At 59.7% G+C, this 19,550-nt stretch carries 12 protein-coding genes and 8 pseudogenes; 11 read left to right on the forward strand and 9 right to left on the reverse strand.

Translation table 11 applies throughout. The annotated features are described in order from the left end of the window. Positions 1–30: 30 nt before the first annotated feature. The 4 genes and pseudogenes from folD to EJ066_RS13165 form a co-directional block, all read left to right on the forward strand. Positions 31–813: pseudogene (gene folD, locus EJ066_RS13150) on the forward strand (bifunctional methylenetetrahydrofolate dehydrogenase/methenyltetrahydrofolate cyclohydrolase FolD); the annotation flags it as partial. 71 nt (positions 814–884) lie between these two features. After that, positions 885–1,769, forward strand: a complete 885-nt coding sequence (gene purU, locus EJ066_RS13155) for a formyltetrahydrofolate deformylase (RefSeq protein ID WP_126038403.1) — start codon at positions 885–887, stop codon at positions 1,767–1,769. Between the two features lie 75 nt (positions 1,770–1,844). Next, positions 1,845–3,199, forward strand: a pseudogene (locus EJ066_RS13160) (Glu/Leu/Phe/Val dehydrogenase). 371 nt (positions 3,200–3,570) lie between these two features. Further along, positions 3,571–4,079 (forward strand): annotated as a pseudogene (locus tag EJ066_RS13165) (methionine ABC transporter permease); the annotation flags it as partial. Between the two features lie 53 nt (positions 4,080–4,132). Here the strand turns inward: EJ066_RS13165 and EJ066_RS31625 are convergent. Continuing rightward, positions 4,133–4,870: pseudogene (locus tag EJ066_RS31625) on the reverse strand (zinc-binding dehydrogenase); the annotation flags it as partial. Between the two features lie 643 nt (positions 4,871–5,513). Between EJ066_RS31625 and EJ066_RS31350 the strand changes: the two are divergent. Together EJ066_RS31350 and EJ066_RS13185 are read left to right on the forward strand one after the other, a co-directional pair. After that, positions 5,514–5,786: a hypothetical protein gene (locus EJ066_RS31350; RefSeq protein WP_189350299.1), complete on the forward strand. Its 273-nt coding sequence runs from the start codon at positions 5,514–5,516 to the stop codon at positions 5,784–5,786. 627 nt (positions 5,787–6,413) lie between these two features. Beyond that, positions 6,414–7,604: an aminotransferase class III-fold pyridoxal phosphate-dependent enzyme gene (locus EJ066_RS13185; protein WP_245455202.1), complete on the forward strand. Its 1,191-nt coding sequence runs from the start codon at positions 6,414–6,416 to the stop codon at positions 7,602–7,604. A gap of 274 nt (positions 7,605–7,878) precedes the next feature. Here EJ066_RS13185 and EJ066_RS13190 read toward each other — a convergent pair whose 3' ends face one another. From EJ066_RS13190 to EJ066_RS32565, 7 genes and pseudogenes are all read right to left on the reverse strand, one after another. After that, entirely contained in the window at positions 7,879–8,577 is a 699-nt protein-coding gene (locus EJ066_RS13190) for a glycoside hydrolase domain-containing protein (protein ID WP_126038412.1), read from the reverse strand. Positions 8,578–8,688: 111 nt separating this feature from the next. Then, entirely contained in the window at positions 8,689–9,261 is a 573-nt protein-coding gene (locus EJ066_RS13195) for a glutamate acetyltransferase (RefSeq protein WP_126038415.1), read from the reverse strand. Between the two features lie 137 nt (positions 9,262–9,398). After that, positions 9,399–9,641 (reverse strand): hypothetical protein, encoded by a 243-nt coding sequence (locus EJ066_RS13200; RefSeq protein ID WP_126038418.1) that lies wholly within the window; start codon positions 9,639–9,641, stop codon positions 9,399–9,401. 7 nt (positions 9,642–9,648) lie between these two features. Then, positions 9,649–10,383 carry an AraC family transcriptional regulator gene (locus EJ066_RS13205; protein ID WP_126038421.1) on the reverse strand — a complete coding sequence of 245 codons (735 nt, stop codon included), beginning with the start codon at positions 10,381–10,383 and terminating at the stop codon, positions 9,649–9,651. Positions 10,384–10,629: 246 nt separating this feature from the next. Continuing rightward, entirely contained in the window at positions 10,630–11,583 is a 954-nt protein-coding gene (locus tag EJ066_RS13210) for a LysR family transcriptional regulator (protein WP_245455203.1), read from the reverse strand. Between the two features lie 486 nt (positions 11,584–12,069). After that, positions 12,070–13,494 (reverse strand): trehalose-6-phosphate synthase, encoded by a 1,425-nt coding sequence (locus EJ066_RS13215; RefSeq protein ID WP_245455141.1) that lies wholly within the window; start codon positions 13,492–13,494, stop codon positions 12,070–12,072. Positions 13,495–13,718: 224 nt separating this feature from the next. Then, positions 13,719–13,854: pseudogene (locus tag EJ066_RS32565) on the reverse strand (LLM class flavin-dependent oxidoreductase); the annotation flags it as partial. 134 nt (positions 13,855–13,988) lie between these two features. Here EJ066_RS32565 and EJ066_RS13220 point away from each other — a divergent pair. The 5 genes and pseudogenes from EJ066_RS13220 to EJ066_RS13240 form a co-directional block, all read left to right on the forward strand. Further along, positions 13,989–14,159: pseudogene (locus tag EJ066_RS13220) on the forward strand (Tn3 family transposase); the annotation flags it as partial. 1,773 nt (positions 14,160–15,932) lie between these two features. Continuing rightward, the gene (locus EJ066_RS13225) at positions 15,933–16,124 is read left to right on the forward strand and encodes a hypothetical protein (RefSeq protein ID WP_126038427.1); all 192 of its coding nucleotides are present in this window, start codon (positions 15,933–15,935) and stop codon (positions 16,122–16,124) included. A 683-nt stretch (positions 16,125–16,807) separates the two neighbouring features. Then, positions 16,808–17,305: a ProQ/FinO family protein gene (locus tag EJ066_RS13230; RefSeq protein WP_126043856.1), complete on the forward strand. Its 498-nt coding sequence runs from the start codon at positions 16,808–16,810 to the stop codon at positions 17,303–17,305. Positions 17,306–17,319: 14 nt separating this feature from the next. Beyond that, positions 17,320–18,045, forward strand: a pseudogene (locus EJ066_RS32400) (phosphocholine cytidylyltransferase family protein). 25 nt (positions 18,046–18,070) lie between these two features. Further along, positions 18,071–18,484, forward strand: a complete 414-nt coding sequence (locus tag EJ066_RS13240) for a CDP-alcohol phosphatidyltransferase family protein (RefSeq protein WP_126038430.1) — start codon at positions 18,071–18,073, stop codon at positions 18,482–18,484. A gap of 74 nt (positions 18,485–18,558) precedes the next feature. Here EJ066_RS13240 and EJ066_RS13245 read toward each other — a convergent pair. Continuing rightward, positions 18,559–19,191, reverse strand: a pseudogene (locus EJ066_RS13245) (TCP-1/cpn60 chaperonin family protein); the annotation flags it as partial. Positions 19,192–19,550: the final 359 nt, after the last annotated feature.

Below are 19,550 nucleotides of genomic sequence, written 5' to 3' on the forward strand. Positions count from 1 at the left end.
CGTTCGAGAGTGGCTGGGCATGTAGCGTGGCTCAAGAAGGACCACGGCATCACGCCGGGCCTGGCTGTCGTTCTGGTAGGCGCTGATCCGGCGTCGGAAGTCTATGTGCGTAACAAAGGACGGCAGACCATCGAAGCTGGCATGAGGAGCCTCGAGTACAAGCTGCCCACTGAAACGAGCGGCTGAATGCCGATCCTGAGATTCACGGTATTCTCGTCCAACTGCCTCTACCCAAACATCTGAACGCGGATCTGGTGATCAATGCGATCGATCCGGCAAAGGATGTCGATGGGTTTCACGTCACGAATGTCGGGCTTCTGGGCACGGGACAAAACGCGATGGTCCCGTGTACCCCGTTGGGATGTCTGATGATGCTGCGCGGCCATCTAGGCGATCTGTCCGGGCTCGAAGCGGTGGTCGTGGGGCGCTCGAACATCGTCGGAAAACCGATGGCGCAACTTCTGCTCGGCGACAACTGCACTGTAACCATCGCTCATTCGCGTACACGCGATCTGGCCTCAATCTGCCGCCGCGCCGACATCCTTGTCGCTGCCGTCGGCCGCCCCGAGATGATCCCCGGCGACTGGGTCAGGCGCGACGGTAATCGATGTGGGCATCAATCGGATCGCACAGGACGGCAAGCAACACTTGGTAGGCGACGTGGATTTCAGCAGCGCGGCCGAGATTGCGGGCACCATAACGCCAGTGCCGGGAGGTGTCGGTCCCATGACCATCGCCAGTCTGCTCGCTAACACGGTCACTGCCTGCTGCCGTGCCCACGGGCTACAAGCGCCCGAGGGGCTGGCCGTATGAGCCTTGTTCATGTCCGGCAGCCTACCTGAAACGCCGAACGAATCTGTTCTGCACACCCCGAGAAAATCGATATGGAAAAATACTGCCTGACCGTCACCTGCAAGTCGAAACGCGGGATCGTGGCCGCCATCGCAGGTTACCTCGCCGAGAACGGCTGCAACATCACCGACAGTTCGCAATTCGACGATGCGCAGACCGGCAATTTCTTCATGCGCGTGAGCTTCGTCTCGGAAGATGGCGTTGGCCTTGATGCGCTGCGCAGCGGTTTTGCCGACACCGCCCAAGCGTTCGGAATGGATTTTGCCTTCCACGACGAGAGCCACAGGATGAAGGTGATCATCATGGTTTCGCGCTTCGGCCATTGTCTCAACGACATCCTATATCGCTGGCGCATCGGGGCGCTACCCTTCGACATCGTTGCGGTGATCTCGAACCATCTGGACTGTCAGAAGCTCGTCGTGAACCACGACATCCCGTTCCACTACGTCAAAGTGACGAAGGAGAACAGGCGCGAAGCCGAAGCGCAGCAGATGCGAATTGTCGAGGAGACCGGCGCGGAGCTGATCGCGCTTGCCCGCTACATGCAGGTGCTCTCGGATGAGATGTGCGAAAAGATGTCCGGCCGCATCATCAACATCCACCACTCTTTCCTGCCCTCCTTCAAGGGGGCGAACCCCTATAAGCAGGCTTTCGAGCGCGGCGTGAAACTCATCGGCGCGACCTCGCACTATGTCACCGCCGATCTCGACGAGGGGCCGATCATTGAGCAGGACATCGTGCGCGTCACGCACGCCCAGAGCCCGTCAGACTACGTCTCGCTCGGGCGCGACGTCGAAAGCCAGGTCCTCGCACGCGCCATCCACGCCCATATCCACCGGCGTGTCTTCCTCAATGGAAACAAGACGGTGGTCTTCCCCGCTTCGCCAGGCTCGCTCGCTTCGGAACGGATGGGTTGATGAGCCATGTGCACCTCAGTCCCGAACACAGCTTTGAGCTTTCTCCAAAACGTCGATCTCAACTTCAGACACGCTATGTCGTTTCTCGATCTACCCGAGGGATTGGCCGAGCGGATCATCCAGTGCAATTAGACATATACGGTGCGCTTTGGGGTAAGGCTGCGAGGACGCATGTATAGCTTCGCCGGCTAGCGATCGGTGCACAGCGAGCATTGCGAGCCGGTAAAAGGCGGCATCCGCTTTGCACCTGACGCTGCTGCCGAAGAGGTGGAGGCGCTGGCGGCACTGATGACGCTTAAATGCGCGCTGGTCGATGTCCCCTTTGGAGGTTCGAAAGGCGCGCTCAGGATCGACCCGCGTGAATGGACACCGCAGGAGCTCGAGCGCATTACCCGGCGCTTCCCCAGGAACTCACCAAGCGCGGCCTGATCGGCCCCAGGGCTAAACGTGCCGGCTCCGGACGTGGGCACGAGTGAGCGGGAGATGGCCTGGATGGTAGATGAGTTCCGTCGTGCCAATCCTACCGATGTGATCAACGCACGCGCGTGCGTGACGGGAAAGCCGCTCTCAAAAGGCGGCATCGCAGGACGAACGGAGGCGACAGGCCGAGGCGTGCAGTTCGCCATCCAGAGCTATCTGCGTGATCCCCGCACGCCGGGAATTGCGGGACGGCGCGACCTCAAGGGAACGTCTGTGATCGCGCAGGGGTTCGGCAATGTGGGTTACCACGCCGCAAAGTTTCTCTCCCAGGAGGATGGCGCGCGGATCCGGTCGTTACCGAACGCGACGGATATGTCGCCAATCCCGAAGGCCTCGCGATAGAGGCGCTGAAGCAGCATCAGTTGCGTACCGGCAGCATTATCAGCTTTGCCGGGGCCAAGTCGTTCGCCGGCGACACGACAGGTCCGGAACAGCCTTGCGACATTCTGATCCCGGCGGCGATGGAAAACTCGATCCACATCGACAATGCCGAGCGCATCAAAGCCTATCTCCTTGTAGAGGCCGCCAATGGCCCGGTCACCTTCGAGGCCGACCAGATGCTGCGCTCCCGAGGTGTGACGATCCTCCCGGACCTCTATGTCAACGCAGGAGGCGTAGTGGTCAGCCATTTCGAATGGGTGAAGAACCTGACCCACATCCCGTTCGGCTTGATGGAAAGACGGCGGCGGGAGCGGCGCAACCAGACAATCGCCAGGGCGCTCGAGCGGATGACGGGCAAGCCGTTCCCCGACGACATGCGCGATGAATTTCTTGAAGGGGGAGCCGAGATTGATCTGGTTCGCTCCGGCCTCGAGGATGTGATGCGCAGCACTTGGACACGTATCGCCAGCCTCCTGGAGGAACATCCGGAACTGTGTGACTACAGGACGGCGGCATATGTCGCATCCATCCGGAAGGTTGCTGACGCATATGAGGCCATTGGCATTTGAGTTCCCAGTTTGAGAACAGCAGGAAGGCGTAGGGAGCGATGACGGAAGTTGGCCATCCATTGAGAAGCATTTACTCAGTTCCAACAGGCGACCGCCTATGCTTTCCGTATCGGCTGGCGCAGCCCGAAGCGTCCGCGGCGGCGGCAACCGGCTATCGGCGTCTACTCTGTAACACCCGGCTGGCCCCCCTATTGGGCGCGAGTTGCCGAAATCGGCCCTGCCGAAGCGATAGACTGCCGCCGCTGTCCCGTCGTCACGAGACCGAGACCTGTGCGCGGCTCGCCCTGCCGGTGTCCTCCCTACCGGGCAGGGCGCCATTTCCAAGCGCTGGATGGGGGCATTTGCAGCGGGTTGGGGATTGAGGGGTTTGACTTTGGGTGAATCGCGTCGTCGGCGCCGTGATCAACGGCTTCCGGTCGGTTCCCTTTATTATCCTGCTCGTCGCACTCATCCCGGTGACGCGCCTGGTTGTTGGCACTTCGATTGGCACCTGGGCGGCGATCGTCCCACTATCGATCGCGGCGACCCCCTACTACGCGCGCATCGCGGAGGTCTCACTGCGCGAAGTGGATCGCGGGCTGATCGAGGCGGCCCGCGCCATGGGCGGCAACCGATGGACGATCGTGCGCGAGGTGTTGGTGCCTGAAGCGCTACCTGGCATCTTGGCGGGCTTCACCGTGACGCTGGTGACGCTTGTGGGGCTTCGGCCATGGCGGGCGCGATCGGCGCCGGCGGGCTGGGCGATCTCGCCATCCGCTACGGGTACCAGCGCTTCGAGACCGCCGTTATGGTCGCGGTGGTGATCGTGCTGATCATCCTCGTCTGCGGCATCCAGTGGATAGGCGACAGGCTCGTCGCTCGGCTCGACCACCGGGTATGATCCAGCTGAGATCGCGCCTCGGGCTGACGGCTGGCCCGGCGCCCCGCTGCCGCTCACTCGAGCCGCACGATGAGTTTGCCGAAATTTGCGTCCTTCCAGGAGGCCCATGAACGCCTTCGGCGCATTCTCGAGCCCCACGATGATATCCTCGCGGTAGCGGACCTCGCCGGTGGCTATCAATTCCGCCATCTCGTGATAGTAGGTCGACCGCTGATCGGCAAACTCACGCTGGATGAAGCCGCGGCTGGTGAGGCTGCGCGACAGGACGGCCCGCATGATCACCGGAAGCTGGTTGGGACCAGGATGCTCCACGGCGTTGTATTGCGAGATCAGGCCGCACACGGGAACGCGCGCGAACTCGTTCAGCAGCGGAAAGACCGCATCCCAAACGTGCCCACCGACATTCTCGAAATAAACGTCGATCCCGTCTGGGCACGCGTTCCGCCAGCTGCTGCGCGAAACCCGTTGCGTGATGGTCGATAGCGACGTCGAAGCCGAGATCCTCGCGCACGAAGGCGCATTTTGCAGGCCCGCCGGCGATGCCGACCGCACGCGCCCCTTTATCCTGGCTATCTGGCCGACGGCTGAGCTACCGGGCCTGAAGCGGCCGCCACGACGACGGTTTCGCCCGCCCTCGGCTTGCCAATAGTGAGCAGCCCCGCATAGGCGGTGAAACCCGGCATGCCGAGCACGCCAAGCTGTTGTGAGGGGCGCGGCGCCGGGGTTGAGCTTGCGAAGACCTGCGCATCCGAAAGCGCATGGCTCTGCCAGCCCCAATGTGACAGCACTAGACTAGGAAGCCAATACGTCGGCCAAGGGCCAAATTGCCGCTCATACAAAGAAAAAGCAGCGCGGGAGGAGGTGCACCGCCATTCAGCGCCGGCATCCAATCTGGGAGGAGTAGATGGCCGACAAGAGGATTGTCGCTTGGCAGTTAATGGTGAGAATGCGGTCGTTTCGGTTGGGTTTGGCAGTTAATTGCGAGAATGGGGTAGCTCGGTTCTTAATTTAACTGCAATCGCATCAGCGTGAAGGTCATGAATTCTTTGAATTTTATATACCGTCTTCGGGAAATTCGATCCCGTTGCGTTGCCGACGCTGCTTCTCACATTAAATGCCAATGGCCGGGTATGATTATCAAATTAGGTGCACGTTCTCAAATTAAGTGCACAGCTAAACAACTGAAATCATTGACAAGCGATTCTCATAATTAACTGCAAAGCGACACTTCCATCTCCACTCACGCAACATTGAGCATCGAGTGCTCGACGGGGTGGTTCCGATCTAATCGCGAGCGGGAACTACAGCCTCGGAGCTGATTATGGGGGTCACGGATGGAGCGAGCGTCGTTGCCGTCGCCGACCTGCTCGATCAGCTATACGCGGCTGGGGTTATCGAAGAGGACCTCGACGACATTTCGCTTGGCAGAACGGGATGACGGGCGCGGCCGCGGGCTTTTTTGTCCGCAACGCCACTGCCCTGCGTCCCACTCGGGTGAAGCGGGCTATCGCGGCCTTCCTCGACGAAATCGAGGTGCTCGCCGAGGCTTCGCCGCTGACAATGGCGCCAAGCTTACCGGACCCTCTATGCCGACGGTTGGCATTGAAGTCATTGGCCAGCCAGGCCGGCGTGGTGTTCCCCTCACGGATCATCTTGTCCCACCTCCAGGTCATCGAACGCGTTGTTGCCCGCTCGGCTCGCGGATGAAGGCGTGAAGCGGCTGATGACATTCCCGGCGGGGCGGCGAAGCCCCTGAGCCACGCGACCGAAAGCGGCGCAACAGGGCAGCTGGTCTGCGAAGAGTTCGCGGTCGAGCCGTCGGCGGCAGGCGGTGTAATAGATCCTTCAAAGAAATTCATAGACTCTTAGCAACTCCAAACCGGTGCCAATGCTAACAACATAGACTCATTAAACGCCGTCTCGTTGGCCTTCTTTGTTGCAGGAGCTGACTTGGGAAGCATCCCGATCCGTGTTGATGGTATAGCCATCCATATGAAGCGCGCCGTCCACCCCCACCACGCAATCACAACGATCGGGCAAGCCGCCATGACAAAGGCTTAGTTAATCCATTGAGCATCTCACGCTTCCTCAAATTATAAGAGCCGACGCCAACAACGGAATTGCGGCTTCATAGCGCCTCGCCATCTCCACAAAGTCAAGGAATTCGGACATGCAGCGCATTTCAAGACTAGGCCACAACCGGGGAGAGGTCGTTGGACCGAGATCTCGCGACGAGTTTCAACGGTCGCTAAAGATCACGCCAGGCGGAAGCATGCGTGCTGCGCCTTTCTTCGCTCCACACCCGCCCTATGCTGTGTCAGTGCGGGTTGCTGGATCACCGACGCGGACGGCAGGAAGGTCTTCGACTGCGAAAACAATTTCTTCTCGCTCGTTCACGGCCATGCCATTCCGCCGGTGATCGAGGCGCTGCACAAGGTCCTGGACGACGGCACCGCATTCGGGCTTCTGACCACCAGCGAGACCAGGCTTGCGGAAGCAATCACGACGCATTCGCCGAAGCTTCAGCAAGTCCGCTTTACGAGCTCCGGCACCGAGGCTGTTATGTTCGCTGTCAAGGCCGCTCGCGCTATTGCAGGGCGCCCGATGAATGCCAAGTTCGAGGGCGCATATCACGGCGCCTATGATTATGTGGAAGTGAGCCTTGATTCTGCACCAAATAACTGGGGCGATTCGTCGCCTAGCAGTGTGCTCTATGCCAGTGGAACTTCCGCCTCCACCGCCGCGGATGTCCTTGTCCTTCCTTACAACGAGCCCAAGTCGTGCAGAGAGCTCATCCGTAAACACCATGAGCGTCTCGCCGCGATTCTTCTCGATCCAGTTGCTTCCCGCGTGGGCATGGTTCCGATAGAGGTGGATTTGCGGGATGTGATCCAGGATTGCTGTAACCGCTACGGTATCCTGCTTGTGGTTGACGAGGTCGTTTCATACCGCGTCGGTTTCCGCGGAGCCCATGACGTCTTCGGCTTTGAGCCTGATCTGGTCGCTTTGGGCAAGATCATCGGCGGAGGTTTGCCCGTTGCGGCCGTAGCGGGGCCTGCGTCGCACATGGCGGTCTTCGATCACACCAAGGGTAAACCAGCCGTCTCCCACGGCGGCACGTTCAGCGCCAACCCGCTCAGCATGACAGCTGGGCTGGCGGCACTGCAATCATACACGAAGGATGCCGTGGCCCGCCTTAACCAGATGGGCGACACGCTTCGCAGTGAAGACACCGAGCAACTCAGAAGGCGCGAACTCCCCGCGCAAGTTACCGGCATGAGCTCCCTCTTTCGGCTCCACCTGAAGGCTGAAGTTGTCCGAAACTACCGGACCTCGTTCCCAAGCGTCTTGCAGAAGGCTGCGCTGGCAAAGGTGCACCGTGCAATGCTGGAACGGGGTTTTCTGATGACGCCGAATTGCTCTGGCGCGCTGTCGACCCCGATGAGCGAGACCGATATCCAAGATTTAGCCGCAGCGCTCGTGGATGCCGTCCATGAAGTTTGGAAGCAATCTCCGTGGGACTAATGGAACAAGCGGTGGAAAACGCAGTCGCCGCAGCGCTCGCTCGGCATCCTCGCCGACATGGGACGAGGTCCGAGGGGAAATGAATGAACACCCAAGCAAATAGCCGGCGATGTCGTTGGTCCCGAAGCAACTTCGCGGACCATCTGCTTTACGCTCGCCGGTTCGAGGAAAAGACACGACACCGGTCCGGCAGTTGACTTCGGAGACCTCTACGAACATAAAATTCGACAACTTTTTCAGCTTGCCGCGTCTACGAGCCGGCGTCCCTCGCCATCTAGGCCCGCGAGCCTTCGCCCGACTCATCAACTTGGAAGGCCCCGATCTCCCTCCGAGGAACCCGAACGATATTGCGATCATAGCCCACCCCAGAGGAGCCATGGGCAACCTCTGGGGGTACCTGCCGCATCGACCATCGGTTGGAATAAAAGAACTGCTCGGTTCCAAGAAACAGTGGCGACATAGATATCCATGGAACCGTGATCAGTCCCTCCGCCAATAATTTTGAGAGCACGGCACCGCTACCATACGCGCCGATTACGAAAGTGCCGTTGATCTCCTGTTTAATCGCGTGGAAGTAGGCGAGGATGGGGCCGTCGATCTGCGTAGCCGGATAGTCCAAATCGACGGCGAAAAAAATCGTACTGCCTCTATCTTTCGGCTGGCCGACGCGCTTTGCGAACCCCATAGCACTCTTTGCATTTGCAGTACCGATCGAGCTCGAGAAATTGGAAATATGGCGGCTGCTGTCCTGGAAAATCGGTAGAATTCCGAAACCGTGCCCAAATAGTAGTTTGGCCTCCACTGGTGTGATGGTTTTTGGCCTCGCGGAACTCGCGTAATACCTAATGACCGTGGTCACCCCCGATCTTCGCAAGAAAGTGAGAAATTTCCGGGCTGCCGCATTGTTGAGACGGACGCTGACATCCGCTGCGGACCATCCGTCCGCCTTCGCGAAGTCTTCATGATAGGGCATGGGCTTTCCCGCTACAAAGCGCACCACCGACTTCGCTCCACAATGTGCGGTATTCACATACTCAACGAGCGTGCTGCTCCTTCTGGCTGAACGTAAAGTCAGGCATACGGATCAGGGCAAGACGCGCAGGTAATAAGGTGAGTCGCTCGGCGGGCCGAAGCGGCCGAAAACCTGCGCGATAGTGGACTGCGTATCCTTGCTTGACAGATTCAGGCTCGCTTTCAGCAATGTTGAGGTGACGGCGAAAATGCCAGGGCTCCCGCCATCGAAAACGGCAAGGCAGGTTAAAGACAAATAGATTTTCGCGGAGTCGGATTGATCCAGGATGAAGCAATTGAATGCAGTCGGTTCGCCGTATCTGCTCAGATAGACACTGATGGGCTTCGCCAGATCGACGCCTGCTTTGTCGCCGTCGGCAGCATCGGCGCAAATTGACGCAAGGGTACTTGGCAAATCCGCAACGGCCATCGTGCGGTTCAGGGTCTTCGAAGCCGTGGCGGCGTCCACCTGGTTCGGCACCATTTGCATGGCATTCTGCCACATACTAGGATCCAAGTTCAGAATTGAGCCTTCGGACAGTTTCTGGATCAAGCCTGAGCAAATCCTCTCCGCTTCGAGGGGGCCGCTGCTCTGGGCGCCGATTACCAGGAAGAGGCCCGCAGTTGTTTCTGCGATGGGGTTCATAGTTGCTTTCTTATAGAAGCGGGGCCGGAGTTCGTCGGCACCGCTGTCAGCCGGACCTGATCTATGACGCTGGCGAGGTTTCTTCGAATTGACACCGTCGGTTGGTGCGCTGCTGCTTTCGAGACCAATCATTAGGATCAGACCTGGGGCGTGATGTCTTGTTGCGGGGTCGAGCCGCCGTTAAAGAAGTTCTTGGCATTCATAAACTGCTCGGTGGCGTTCTTATCCACGATCTCCTGGAAGTTTTTGTAATCGGGGCCGCCGCCTTTTCTGAGCGTTGCTGTAAAAGCCGCAAAGTGCCTGGAGTGCGTAAACGCTTGAGTATCAGGTGATCTTTGCGTGTCTTCACTGGCTGTATACCAGTTTCTTCCGATCCCCACCTTTGCGTCAGGCAGACCTTTCTCTGCGCGCCGCCATTTTGCGATAGCGCAGCGGCGAGAGCCCATGGATCGCCTTGAACGCCGTGGAGAAATTGTTGCTGTTTTCGTAGCCTAAGGATTCAGCGACCTCGGCCACGCTTTCATGCCCGCTTCGCAAGCGGGCGGCAGCCTCCATCATCCGGTAGTGCCGTAACCAGGTCATAGGCCCGCAGCCAAAGGCAGCCTCGAAGCGGTTGACGAGCGTTGTCTTGTTGGTCCCGGCTATGCGCGCCAGTTCGCTGAGGGCGATCTGCTGATCGACTCGCTGTGCCAGCAGATCGCACGCCTTCTGAACGAAGGGGTCGGCTGAGAAGAATAGCGGTGCAGAACGCCGCGCGATCTGAGCGACGCAGGCGGTTAGTCTGCTCACAACTTCCTGCTCGATCAGTGGCCACAACAGGTAATCGGAATACCCGTCGGAGAAAACCGCCTCTCGGTCCAGCCTGTCTTCGGAAACCAGGGCTAGTTGCACCAGTCCGGAAGAGAGCTTCGCATGACCGTACCCATGTTGCTCCCATTCGCGGGAATGGATGATGACGATTTGCGCGCAGCGCCCCGGCCGCAACAAACGGTGCTCAAGGATATCGATCTGCCGCACTTCGTTGGGCAGATTGCCGAAGATCCGAGAACTCGCAATTTGTGCCAAACACTTACCTGCCAAAGGGTCCGGGCCAAGATACGCGGCCAGAATCGATGCATGCACCTCGGTAACACCCTGAGAACATGGCCTGCGAAAGCCTTGACGCGGCCGAACGGCGGTCGAAGAAGGTGGGTCTTGGTTTGTGTAGTTGGCTGTAAGTGTGAATGCCTTCTTCACAGCAGATGCTCGCTCGAAGTCAGCGCGCGTCGGTTTCACTGAGTTGGGACAGCGGAACCAGCATCGCGTCCCGATGGACTAGGGGGTAATGAACTGGCTCGGTCCTGAAGATAGTGCCAGACTTCGATCGCATCACGCTTCTTCCCTTGGCGAAGCATCAGCCGTTTGCCCTCTCATTTTCGATGGATGCGCCAGCTCTGTTCCCGCCGCCGCTGCGGCGGCAATCTTGTGGCGCAGCCAGTGATGCTCTGGGTCGCGATGGCAACGCTCGTGCCAAATCAGCCCAACCTCGTAAGGCGACAGTTCCACCGGCGGATCGACAATCGCTAGGGGGAGCAGGGCGGCGATCCGTGTCGCCACGCGGTGTGGTACAATCAGCACCAGATCGGTCGCCGCGATGGCTACAGCGGCCGTCAGGAGGTTGGAAACCAGCACCGGATCGCGATCTTGGAGGTGTAAATTTGCCAGATCGTCATGCACCCGTCCGAAGCCGCCCTTAGAATCCGAGCCAATGGCAGCGTGGCGCAGGGCAGCGAAGGCCTCGATCGTCCATTCCTGCGCCAGGGCTGGGTGGTCGCAACGTAGCAGGCAGGCGAAGCGGTCAGTATAGAGCCTGCGCCGAAAGAAGCCCGGTGGAGTGCCACCGGTCTGCCCAACGGCCAGATCGATCTCGCCTTGCTCAAGCCGCCGGAGCGCGCCGGTTAGAAACGAGCCGGTGACGATGTCGAGATTGGGCGCGTGCTCGCGCAGCAGGGGTAGGAGAGGCGGCAGCAAGATCAGGGCTTGATGGTCGGGTATCGCCATTATCGTCTTTGATCGCCATTCCCCCTGGCGGTTCACCATCCCGCAGAGCGCATCCAATACCGGCGGCAGCATTCGGGCCAACCGTTCGGCCTGCGGCGTCGGGACCAAGCCGCTCGAGCCGCAAACCAAAAGATCGTCATTGAAAATGCCACGCAGCCTTGTCAACGCTCGGCTCATCGACGGTTGGCTCAAGCGCACGTGCCGAGCCGCATGCGTGACGTTGCGGTGCTCCAGCAGCGCCTCAAGAGACAACAGTAAATTCAGGTCAATGGATGCCAGCATTTGCTGTTGCCGTGGGGCGCGAGCGCCCTCGACAATCAGTCGTGGCCGCTCACGCGTGTTTGAAGAAATCTGCCGACTGCAAGAGAGCTCACCCATGTCTTTTTCCTCTTGTTTTAATATGGAATGTGCTCAAGCTAACGTCTTGAGATCTGGCGTGCGGTGTAGGTCGATGCTGCTTAGCACATCAGCAATGTCGCCAACCGGGTTGGTCGACATATTCAATACACGGGGTCTCGATCAGCGAAGCGATGACAGTCGAATGCTCGACACCGACGGATCCGGCGACGAGAGCCCTTATTGCGGATCGGCTCAACTAGTTTGATGAGTGGCCGCAGCAGCGAGTTCTTCGCTCCCATGCCAGCACAATCGGCTACAACCCAACTGGGTAGTTGGCCTGCGGTCATCGCCATCGGGGTTACCACAGCACATTAACCACGCCTCGGCGAGGCCGGAATGCTGCCCTGATTCACTTGGTCGCGATCAGCCTCATACTGGCAAGTCCGCCGCCTCGAGCTTGGCGAGAAAGCCGTGGCACCATCGATAGACATCGTGGCCGTTGAGACTGTTCTTCATTGCGCTCCAACGGTCTTTCCGTTCCTCTGGCGACATGCGAAATGCCTTTTCCGTGGAGGCCGCCACAGCCTCTGGGTCATAGGGATTGACAAGCACCGCTCCCTCCAACTTGCCAGCGGTGCCGGCAAATTGCGAGAGCACGAGGACGCCCGGATTGCTTGGGTCTTGCGCAGCCACGTATTCCTTCGCCACCAGATTCATGCCGTCGCGGAGCGGCGTCACTAGACCAACGCGTGCCAGTCGGTAGAGGCCGGCCAATTGCAGCGGGCCATGGGAACGATTGGTGTAGTGTACTGGTACCCAATCGATGGTTCCGAGTTCCCCATTTACACTTCCCACCAGTTCGGCAATGTGCTTTTGCAGCGCCAGATAGGCCGGTATTTCCCCGCGGGATTTCGGGGTAATCTGCAGCAGTAGCGTCTTGCGGACGCGATGGCTGTTACGATCAAGGAAATGCCGAAACGCCACGATGCGCTGATCGATGCCCTTGGAATAATCCAATCGGTCGACACCAATGGCGACGTCACAGCCAGCAGTCCTCTTGTAAACTTCCTGCAGATCCCCGTCGCGCGTCGCTAGATCTGCGAGGCTCTCGAACTTGGCCGTGTCGATACCGATTGGAAAAACCCCGCAGCGAAACTCCCGCCCTTTGACTAGGCAGCTACGGTCTTTCATAAGACGCCCTAAGTTTCGGCGGCGTAGACATTCGGCGAAGTTGTCAAGATCGTCGTCGGTTTGAAAGCCGACAAGGTCATAGAACGAAAGCGCTTCCAGTAATTGTTCGCAGAGCGGCACGGTGGCGAGGATGTCCGCCGGCGGCCAGGGTATGTGCAGGAAAAAGCCGATCCGGTTGCGGCAGCCGCGCTCGCGTAGTTCTTTCCCTAGAGGGATCAGGTGATAATCCTGCACCCATATGACGTCGTCCTCGCGGTGGAGCGGCATCAAAGACTCTGCGAAGAGTCGGTTGACGCGGTAGTATCCTGACTTTCTCGCGTCGTTGTATTCGGCGAGGTCGACACGGCAGTGGAAGACCGGCCAAAGAACCCTATTGGCGAAGCCGTAGTAATATTCGTCCAGATCCTTCTGCGAGAGATCGGCAAGGGCATAGGTGATGCCGTTGGCCTCCTGCATCGTCGGTGACACCTGGTTCTTCTCGGTTTTCACCTTCCCCGACCAGCCCATCCAAAGGCCGCCCCGTTGCTGGAGCGCTGCGTTCAGCGCAATGGCCATTCCGCCCGGGGGCAGTGACCCGTGCTCGTCGGGCAGCGCAACCCTGTTTGACACGATGACCAGTCTACCATCGCCACCGTCCCCACCGACACTCATAATGTTCTTCATGGTCACTCCCGTTGCCTGCTAGCTTTTGGCTTGGATCACAGCCAAGTTAGGGACGGTCATCAGGAGGGACAATCTCATTAGGCGTATGGCAGAATAGCGCACACAAATAGGCACTAAGCGGGGCAGGAACTGAGCTCCCGAAGCTTCGGTTTTTGGATCATGTTTCTCCTGATTTAACTGAGAGCGTGGGCCGGTTCCCTACGACCAATAGTCTGGCAGACCGGCGCCTCCGGGTTCGCGATGAGCGCATCATCCTCCCAACTGTCCCAGAGCTTTGTCACCACGTCTACGAATTCGCCCGAGCTCTTGTAAACGGTCGGCGTGGGTTGGATATCGGTCAAAGCCGAAATTCAACGCCGCGACCCCGACCATTGGCCAGACACGCTTTCATTGGCTGCGATCGGCGCCGGATGCGCCTGGTACGTCAAACCTGGTCGGGCTGACCGAACGGATTGCCTTCCTGCGCAAGCTGGAAATCGACCTTCATCTGGGCGGCATCGATCAACACCGGTGCGGTTGTGCCCTCGACGACCGTGGAGAAGCTCTCGGCATCACCGAAGGAAAGCCAACTGGCCAAAGCTCTTCGGGAACTCGGCCGCATCGAGCGGTCGCTCTCCATGATCGAATGGTATTCGAGTCCGGCATTGCGCCGGCGATGTCAGGCCCGGTCGTCCCTGATGGCGCTGAGAGCAACGATTATGTGAAACGCGGTCGCAAACACGGCAGGCCGCCTGGTTCCACCCGGCTTGAGCAAGCGCCCACTGAGGCGCCCGGACCGGAGGTCGGGCGGGCATTCGTCGAGGTCGATCTGCGGCTGACGGAGAGTGACAAGAATCGTAGCGCTGATGTCGTCACGATGCTGAGCGAGTATCGTGATCCCGCTGCGGCCGACGCCGGCCAACGATCTAGTTCTGAGCGGCGGCTCTCTAGTCTAAGCCGAGGGATGCCTGACTGAACGGCACCCGATCGGGCTGGCAATCCCGACCAGCTGACGCCCGATCGGGCGCTCTCGTTGTAGCCGTCCCCACCGCTATGCGACATTTCTTTGCTGGCGCCCCGACATTAGGACATCGGCCGGCGCTAGCCGCCCTGCGTCGAACTGCGCCTGGTCAAGACCAGCGCGGCCTCGCGCGGAAGCGGGTCACAGGGTCGGGCACCTCGCGATGCGTTCGCAGATAGTGCAGTGTTCTGCAAGTCAACAGCTCCTATATCGAGATGGCAGCGCCTCACGGTAGCGCGGGTTCTGCCGGCCGCATCGACCGCCGCCTCCGCCAGATCGAGCGGCGTAGAGCCTCCAACATCGGATTCGCGGTGCCGCTGTCCTAGCCAGCGAAGGTCGTGTTCGTCATCCCCGCGGTTCGCGTGCATCCGCCGCTGACCCATCTGATGCGCGCTTCGCCCTGCGGACAGCAGACAGCGAAGCCGCCATGGCCGCGAAAATCTCGCAATGTCGGCTCGATTCCAGGTCCCGCCCGCCACTTTTGCGAGGTGATCCGTGCAGGTGCCGGTGGATCATGCAATCCATCCCGTGACCGCATCATTGCCATCGTCCTCCTTCAGGCGGCCGAGCCTTCCGACGCCGAATCGATTATGACGATACTCTCTTGAAGAACAGTCTCTTTTAGAGAGCGTGACGGTCTGCGCCGTCTTACCGAGGTTCAGCCTTTGCCATCGCCTCCTGCCCTCCCTGCCGCGCGTCACTCTACCCTGCTCGCATCGCCTCACCTCACGCGGGAAAGAGTGTCGTTAAAGTCATCCTGTGCGGCAAATGTCACAGCGATAAGACAGAACGCAGAAACGCCATAATGGCGTCCTGCCAAGCAATGGGCATCGAGGATGCCGAGGCCTCAGTCATCCATGAGTTCGATTCCTGCAAGCGGGCCGGCTCTTTAACCGGCCTTCCCTGGCGCTTAGCGCGCAGGCACTTCGCCACGGTTACCTCCGATTGTGGAGAAGCTGTCATGTCGCAATCCGCTGTCGGTCAGGGACTGGCACACGGCCAACAAGGCGCGTTCGGGGCCGACACCGTCAAGCTCGGAGGGCATTCCTAGTCAAGTCGTTGCAGCTCCCGTCGCCTTTATGAAGTCGGCGACCGGCTTAAGAAGGTTCCTGATCGCCGTACTGGGACATTATTCCTGACCCGCTCAATGGATCAGGCTACCCTAACGACACAAAAAGACTCGGCACAATCTGGGTGCCGGGTCTTAAGGTCACATGTGATTGGGCAGGTGCTGTGATGCTTTTCTTGGCTACGCCCCGCATGATTAACGAGCCGTTAACTGCGGGGATATTCCTCAGCTTCTATTCGGCGACAAGAGCCGGCGTTTTGGTTTTTCCCGGATCATCCGCGATTTAAATCAAATCCGCCTGTGAATATTGACGATTGCGCGACCCTCACCTCGTAGACGGCTAATGCGGGCGGTAACTAAGAGGGTCATATGACTAGCGATTTTTCCGCCGCGCGAGTGCATTTAGATCGAGCGTATCATTACCTGCGAGGCGATGACCCGATGAGCCGGAGGGGGCGCGAAGCCTTGGATTTGCTGATCGAGGCGGTTGCCGTCGAGGAGTTCAAGCAGCCGCGCCAAAACGCGGAGGTGCTAGCATTTCCGATTAAGCGCCGCTTCTGAGGCGATCTCCATAGTGGCAACCATGAACACGGTGTGCAAACACCCTCAGAATACTGCCCGTCCAGGCATGAGCCGGGTCGGGCAATCGAATGGGGTCCGAAGCGCGTCGCTCACAACCATTCGAATTGAGCTGCCTTGGCTGAAGGCTATTCCGGAATGGCCACCGCCTGGAGTTGCTCCGCGCCCGACGCAGGGCTGCGGCGAACCGTTTAGCCAGCCATTCGCCTGCTTTCCTGTCCCAGGACGGCGTCGATCCGGCCGAGATCGCGAAACGGTCGCGTGAGCGGCTTTCGCGCTACGAGAAGCTCACCTGGTACGACGGAACGGCCGAACGGGTGAGGGGTGCCGCGACGCTTTCGGCGTCCTACTCGTCAAGGGGCGCTTGGCGGTGGGCCATCGAGTCTTTTTCGCTACCGGCGTTTCAGATACGCTGCCGAGGGCTAATGGGCTGGCGGAGATATGGGGCAAGAGACCGCTGACCCTACTGCTATGAACTCGATCGGGGACGGCTCGGCGTGATTGGTGCCGATCCTGCTCGGTCCACAAGGCACTTCGTCTGCCCGAATGAGGAGGCCCTGCTGCTTTGCCCTGCGGGACGAATGCCCATTTTTCCATAATCATTGCGTATATTCAGTGCTAGGAAGGTCCGATTCGAAAACGAAAACAATCGGGCGAGGCTTATGATGTTGAGCGCTAGCCGAGGCAAATCGCCGGCACAGCTTTTCCGCTATCTATCGGCCAAGTGGCCTGCGGCGTTCAATCCAAAAGCGCCCAGGCCGCTCAAGATCGGCATCCATCATGACATTCGGGTGCTTGACGGCGAACTGTCTGATGATGAATTGAGGAGAGCCCTGCTGGCCTATACCAGGATGGCCAAATACTTGGCGAGACTGGATGCCGCCGCCGCACGGGTCGATCTCGATGGCAAGCCGGCCGGCGTGGTCTCGGATGCGGACGCGGCGACCGCCAGGGCTTTGCTTTGCACCCGCAAGGACAAGCAAGAGACCAAGCAAACGCCGGAGCCAAGGGCAGAGCCTCAAGCGCCACCCAAACCAAAACCGAAGCGAACCGCCGTGTACAAGGCGAAGAATACCGCCGACAGCCGGACCGGAATAGTCATTGAGACGAAACGTCGCCGGTCCTTCCGAAAGCCGATGGCATCGTCGCAACAACCAAAATAGAGGCGCTTAGACCCATCACTGCAATTGCTCCGAGAGAGGCGGTGATCCTTGCCGCCGGGTTTGGCTCGCGCCTGCGTCCACTCACGGATGTGCGGCCGAAGCCGCTGGTCGAAGTCAACGGCACGCCGATCCTTCACAACGCCTTGCAGAACCTCGAGGATCCAATATTCCTGCGGCCGACGCTTCGGTGATCTCGGCATCGACTATGTCGATTCCGACGTCTTCGACCGGACGGGTAGCGCATAATCGCTGTGGCTAGCGCGCGACGCGCTTTTGACCGGGGACATCTATCTGCTCGAAGGCGACGTGTTTTTCGAGCCGGATGCGCTTCGCTGCCTGACGCTGGGCGACGCGGACAATGTCGCGGCCGTCGCGCCGTTCAGCCCGGCGATGGAAGGTTCCGCCGTCGTCCTGACGAACAACGGCTACATCGCCGATGTAAGGATGAAGCAGACGGCAGCGAACCTCAATGATGGTTCGCCGCCTCTCTTCAAAACGATGAACCTGATCCGCTTTTCCGGAGGTCTGCGCCGGACGATCGTTCCGCATCTCAATGACACCATCAACGCCGGGGCCGTCAAATCCTCCCCGAAGAGCTTCTGTCGAACCTCGTACGGCAGAAAGGGCTGCAGATCGCCGCCGCCCGGTGCGACGGGCTCAAAGGGTACGAGATTGACAACGAGGCGGACCTTCGTTTCGCCGAGGCAATGTTCATGACGGCACGGGAAATCGCATGCTGACGACCAAGCTTGGGAGAGTGAAAGAATGCTTCGCTACCTCGTTGATCCCGCCAATGCCATCACCACGGTCGGGCTATTGTGCTCCTCGATTGCTCCCTATTTTGCGTTGGCGGGGCAGATCGAGCTGGCGGTCGGCGCTGCTTTGTGGGCCGTCCTCGCGGATCACCTGGACGGGGTAGTCGCTAGGAGAACCCGAAACCGCTCGCCGGACATGGCGAAAATGGGCAAGAGCCTCGACGGGTTCGGCTACACCATCTACGGAGCCATCCTTTCCGCGATCATCCTCGTGCAGCTGAATAGCGCATCTCTCGTGCGTGCCGCTGTCCTACGACATTCCATTGATGGCCGCCCTGGTTCTCGTCCAGCCCCTTATGTCCGCGTCGTCTTGAGCATAAGCACCAACCTTGGCGGGCATATACCCCGGCTTGCGAGTCACTGACAACTGGCGGAATGGGCACGAAGAAGGGGCGGCATTGCTTGCCGCCCTTTCCAAATTGTCGAAATGCGCGGACCTTAGAAATCCATACCGCCCATACCGCCCATGCCACCCATGCCGCCGCCGGGCATGCCGGCAGGCATGCCGCCGCCAGCCGACTCCTTCTTCGGAGCCTCCGCGATCATGGCTTCGGTGGTGACCAGCAGGCCGGCGACCGAGGCCGCGTCCGGGAGAGCTGTGCGCACGACCTTGACCGGATCGACGATACCCATGGCGATCATGTCGCCATATTCGCCGGTCTGGGCATTGAAGCCGAAGGTCGGACCCTTGTTCTCGAGGATCTTGCCGGCAACGATCGATGCTTCCGCACCGGCGTTGGCCGCGATCTGACGGGCCGGAGCCTGCAGCGCGCGACGCACGATGGCGATGCCAGCGGTCTGGTCGGAGTTGGCGCCGACAGCCTTGATGCTCAGCGAAGCGCGCAGCAGTGCGACGCCGCCGCCGGGAACGATGCCTTCTTCGACGGCCGCACGGGTCGCGTTGAGGGCGTCATCGACGCGGTCCTTCTTTTCCTTGACTTCCACTTCGGTCGCACCGCCGACGCGGATGACGGCAACGCCGCCCGCCAGCTTGGCGAGACGTTCCTGCAGCTTCTCCTTGTCGTAGTCCGAGGTGGTCTCCTCGATCTGCTGCTTGATCTGGGCGACGCGGTCTTGTCGGCGATCTGTTCAGGCGTCCCGGCCTGGACCCAATGGCCGCGCGCCCCGGTTGAAAAGAGGACGTTGGCAATGGGGCGGCCACGAGATAGCTGGGGTGATCCACGCCACGCACTTGCACGGATCACCTGCCAAAAATGGCGGATCGGTCCCGGAATCGAGCCGCCGCCGCGGGTTTTTTGCGGCCGTAGCAGCCTCGCTGTCTGCTGTGCACCTGGCGAACCCCGCAGCAGATGAGAAACCCTGCGTGCGTCGCGCTGGCGCTGATGGTGCAGCCGGAGACACGGCTGCTCGACGAGCCGTGAGGGCCTCTCGAGGCCATGACCAAGATTTCCATACAGGAAGAACTGGCG

The sequence above is a fragment of the Mesorhizobium sp. M9A.F.Ca.ET.002.03.1.2 genome (assembly GCF_003952365.1).
Taxonomy (GTDB): Bacteria; Pseudomonadota; Alphaproteobacteria; order Rhizobiales; family Rhizobiaceae; genus Mesorhizobium.

Coding starts and splice junctions, on each gene's coding strand:
- EJ066_RS13215 (WP_245455141.1), bottom strand. CDS start 13,494: ATGAAGAACATTATGAGTGTCGGTGGGGACGGTGGCGATGGTAGACTG.
- purU (WP_126038403.1), top strand. CDS start 885: ATGGAAAAATACTGCCTGACCGTCACCTGCAAGTCGAAACGCGGGATC.
- EJ066_RS13210 (WP_245455203.1), bottom strand. CDS start 11,583: ATGCTGGCATCCATTGACCTGAATTTACTGTTGTCTCTTGAGGCGCTG.
- EJ066_RS13225 (WP_126038427.1), top strand. CDS start 15,933: ATGACTAGCGATTTTTCCGCCGCGCGAGTGCATTTAGATCGAGCGTAT.
- EJ066_RS13240 (WP_126038430.1), top strand. CDS start 18,071: ATGCTTCGCTACCTCGTTGATCCCGCCAATGCCATCACCACGGTCGGG.
- EJ066_RS13195 (WP_126038415.1), bottom strand. CDS start 9,261: ATGAACCCCATCGCAGAAACAACTGCGGGCCTCTTCCTGGTAATCGGC.
- EJ066_RS13190 (WP_126038412.1), bottom strand. CDS start 8,577: ATGCCCTATCATGAAGACTTCGCGAAGGCGGACGGATGGTCCGCAGCG.
- EJ066_RS31350 (WP_189350299.1), top strand. CDS start 5,514: ATGACGGGCGCGGCCGCGGGCTTTTTTGTCCGCAACGCCACTGCCCTG.
- EJ066_RS13230 (WP_126043856.1), top strand. CDS start 16,808: ATGTTGAGCGCTAGCCGAGGCAAATCGCCGGCACAGCTTTTCCGCTAT.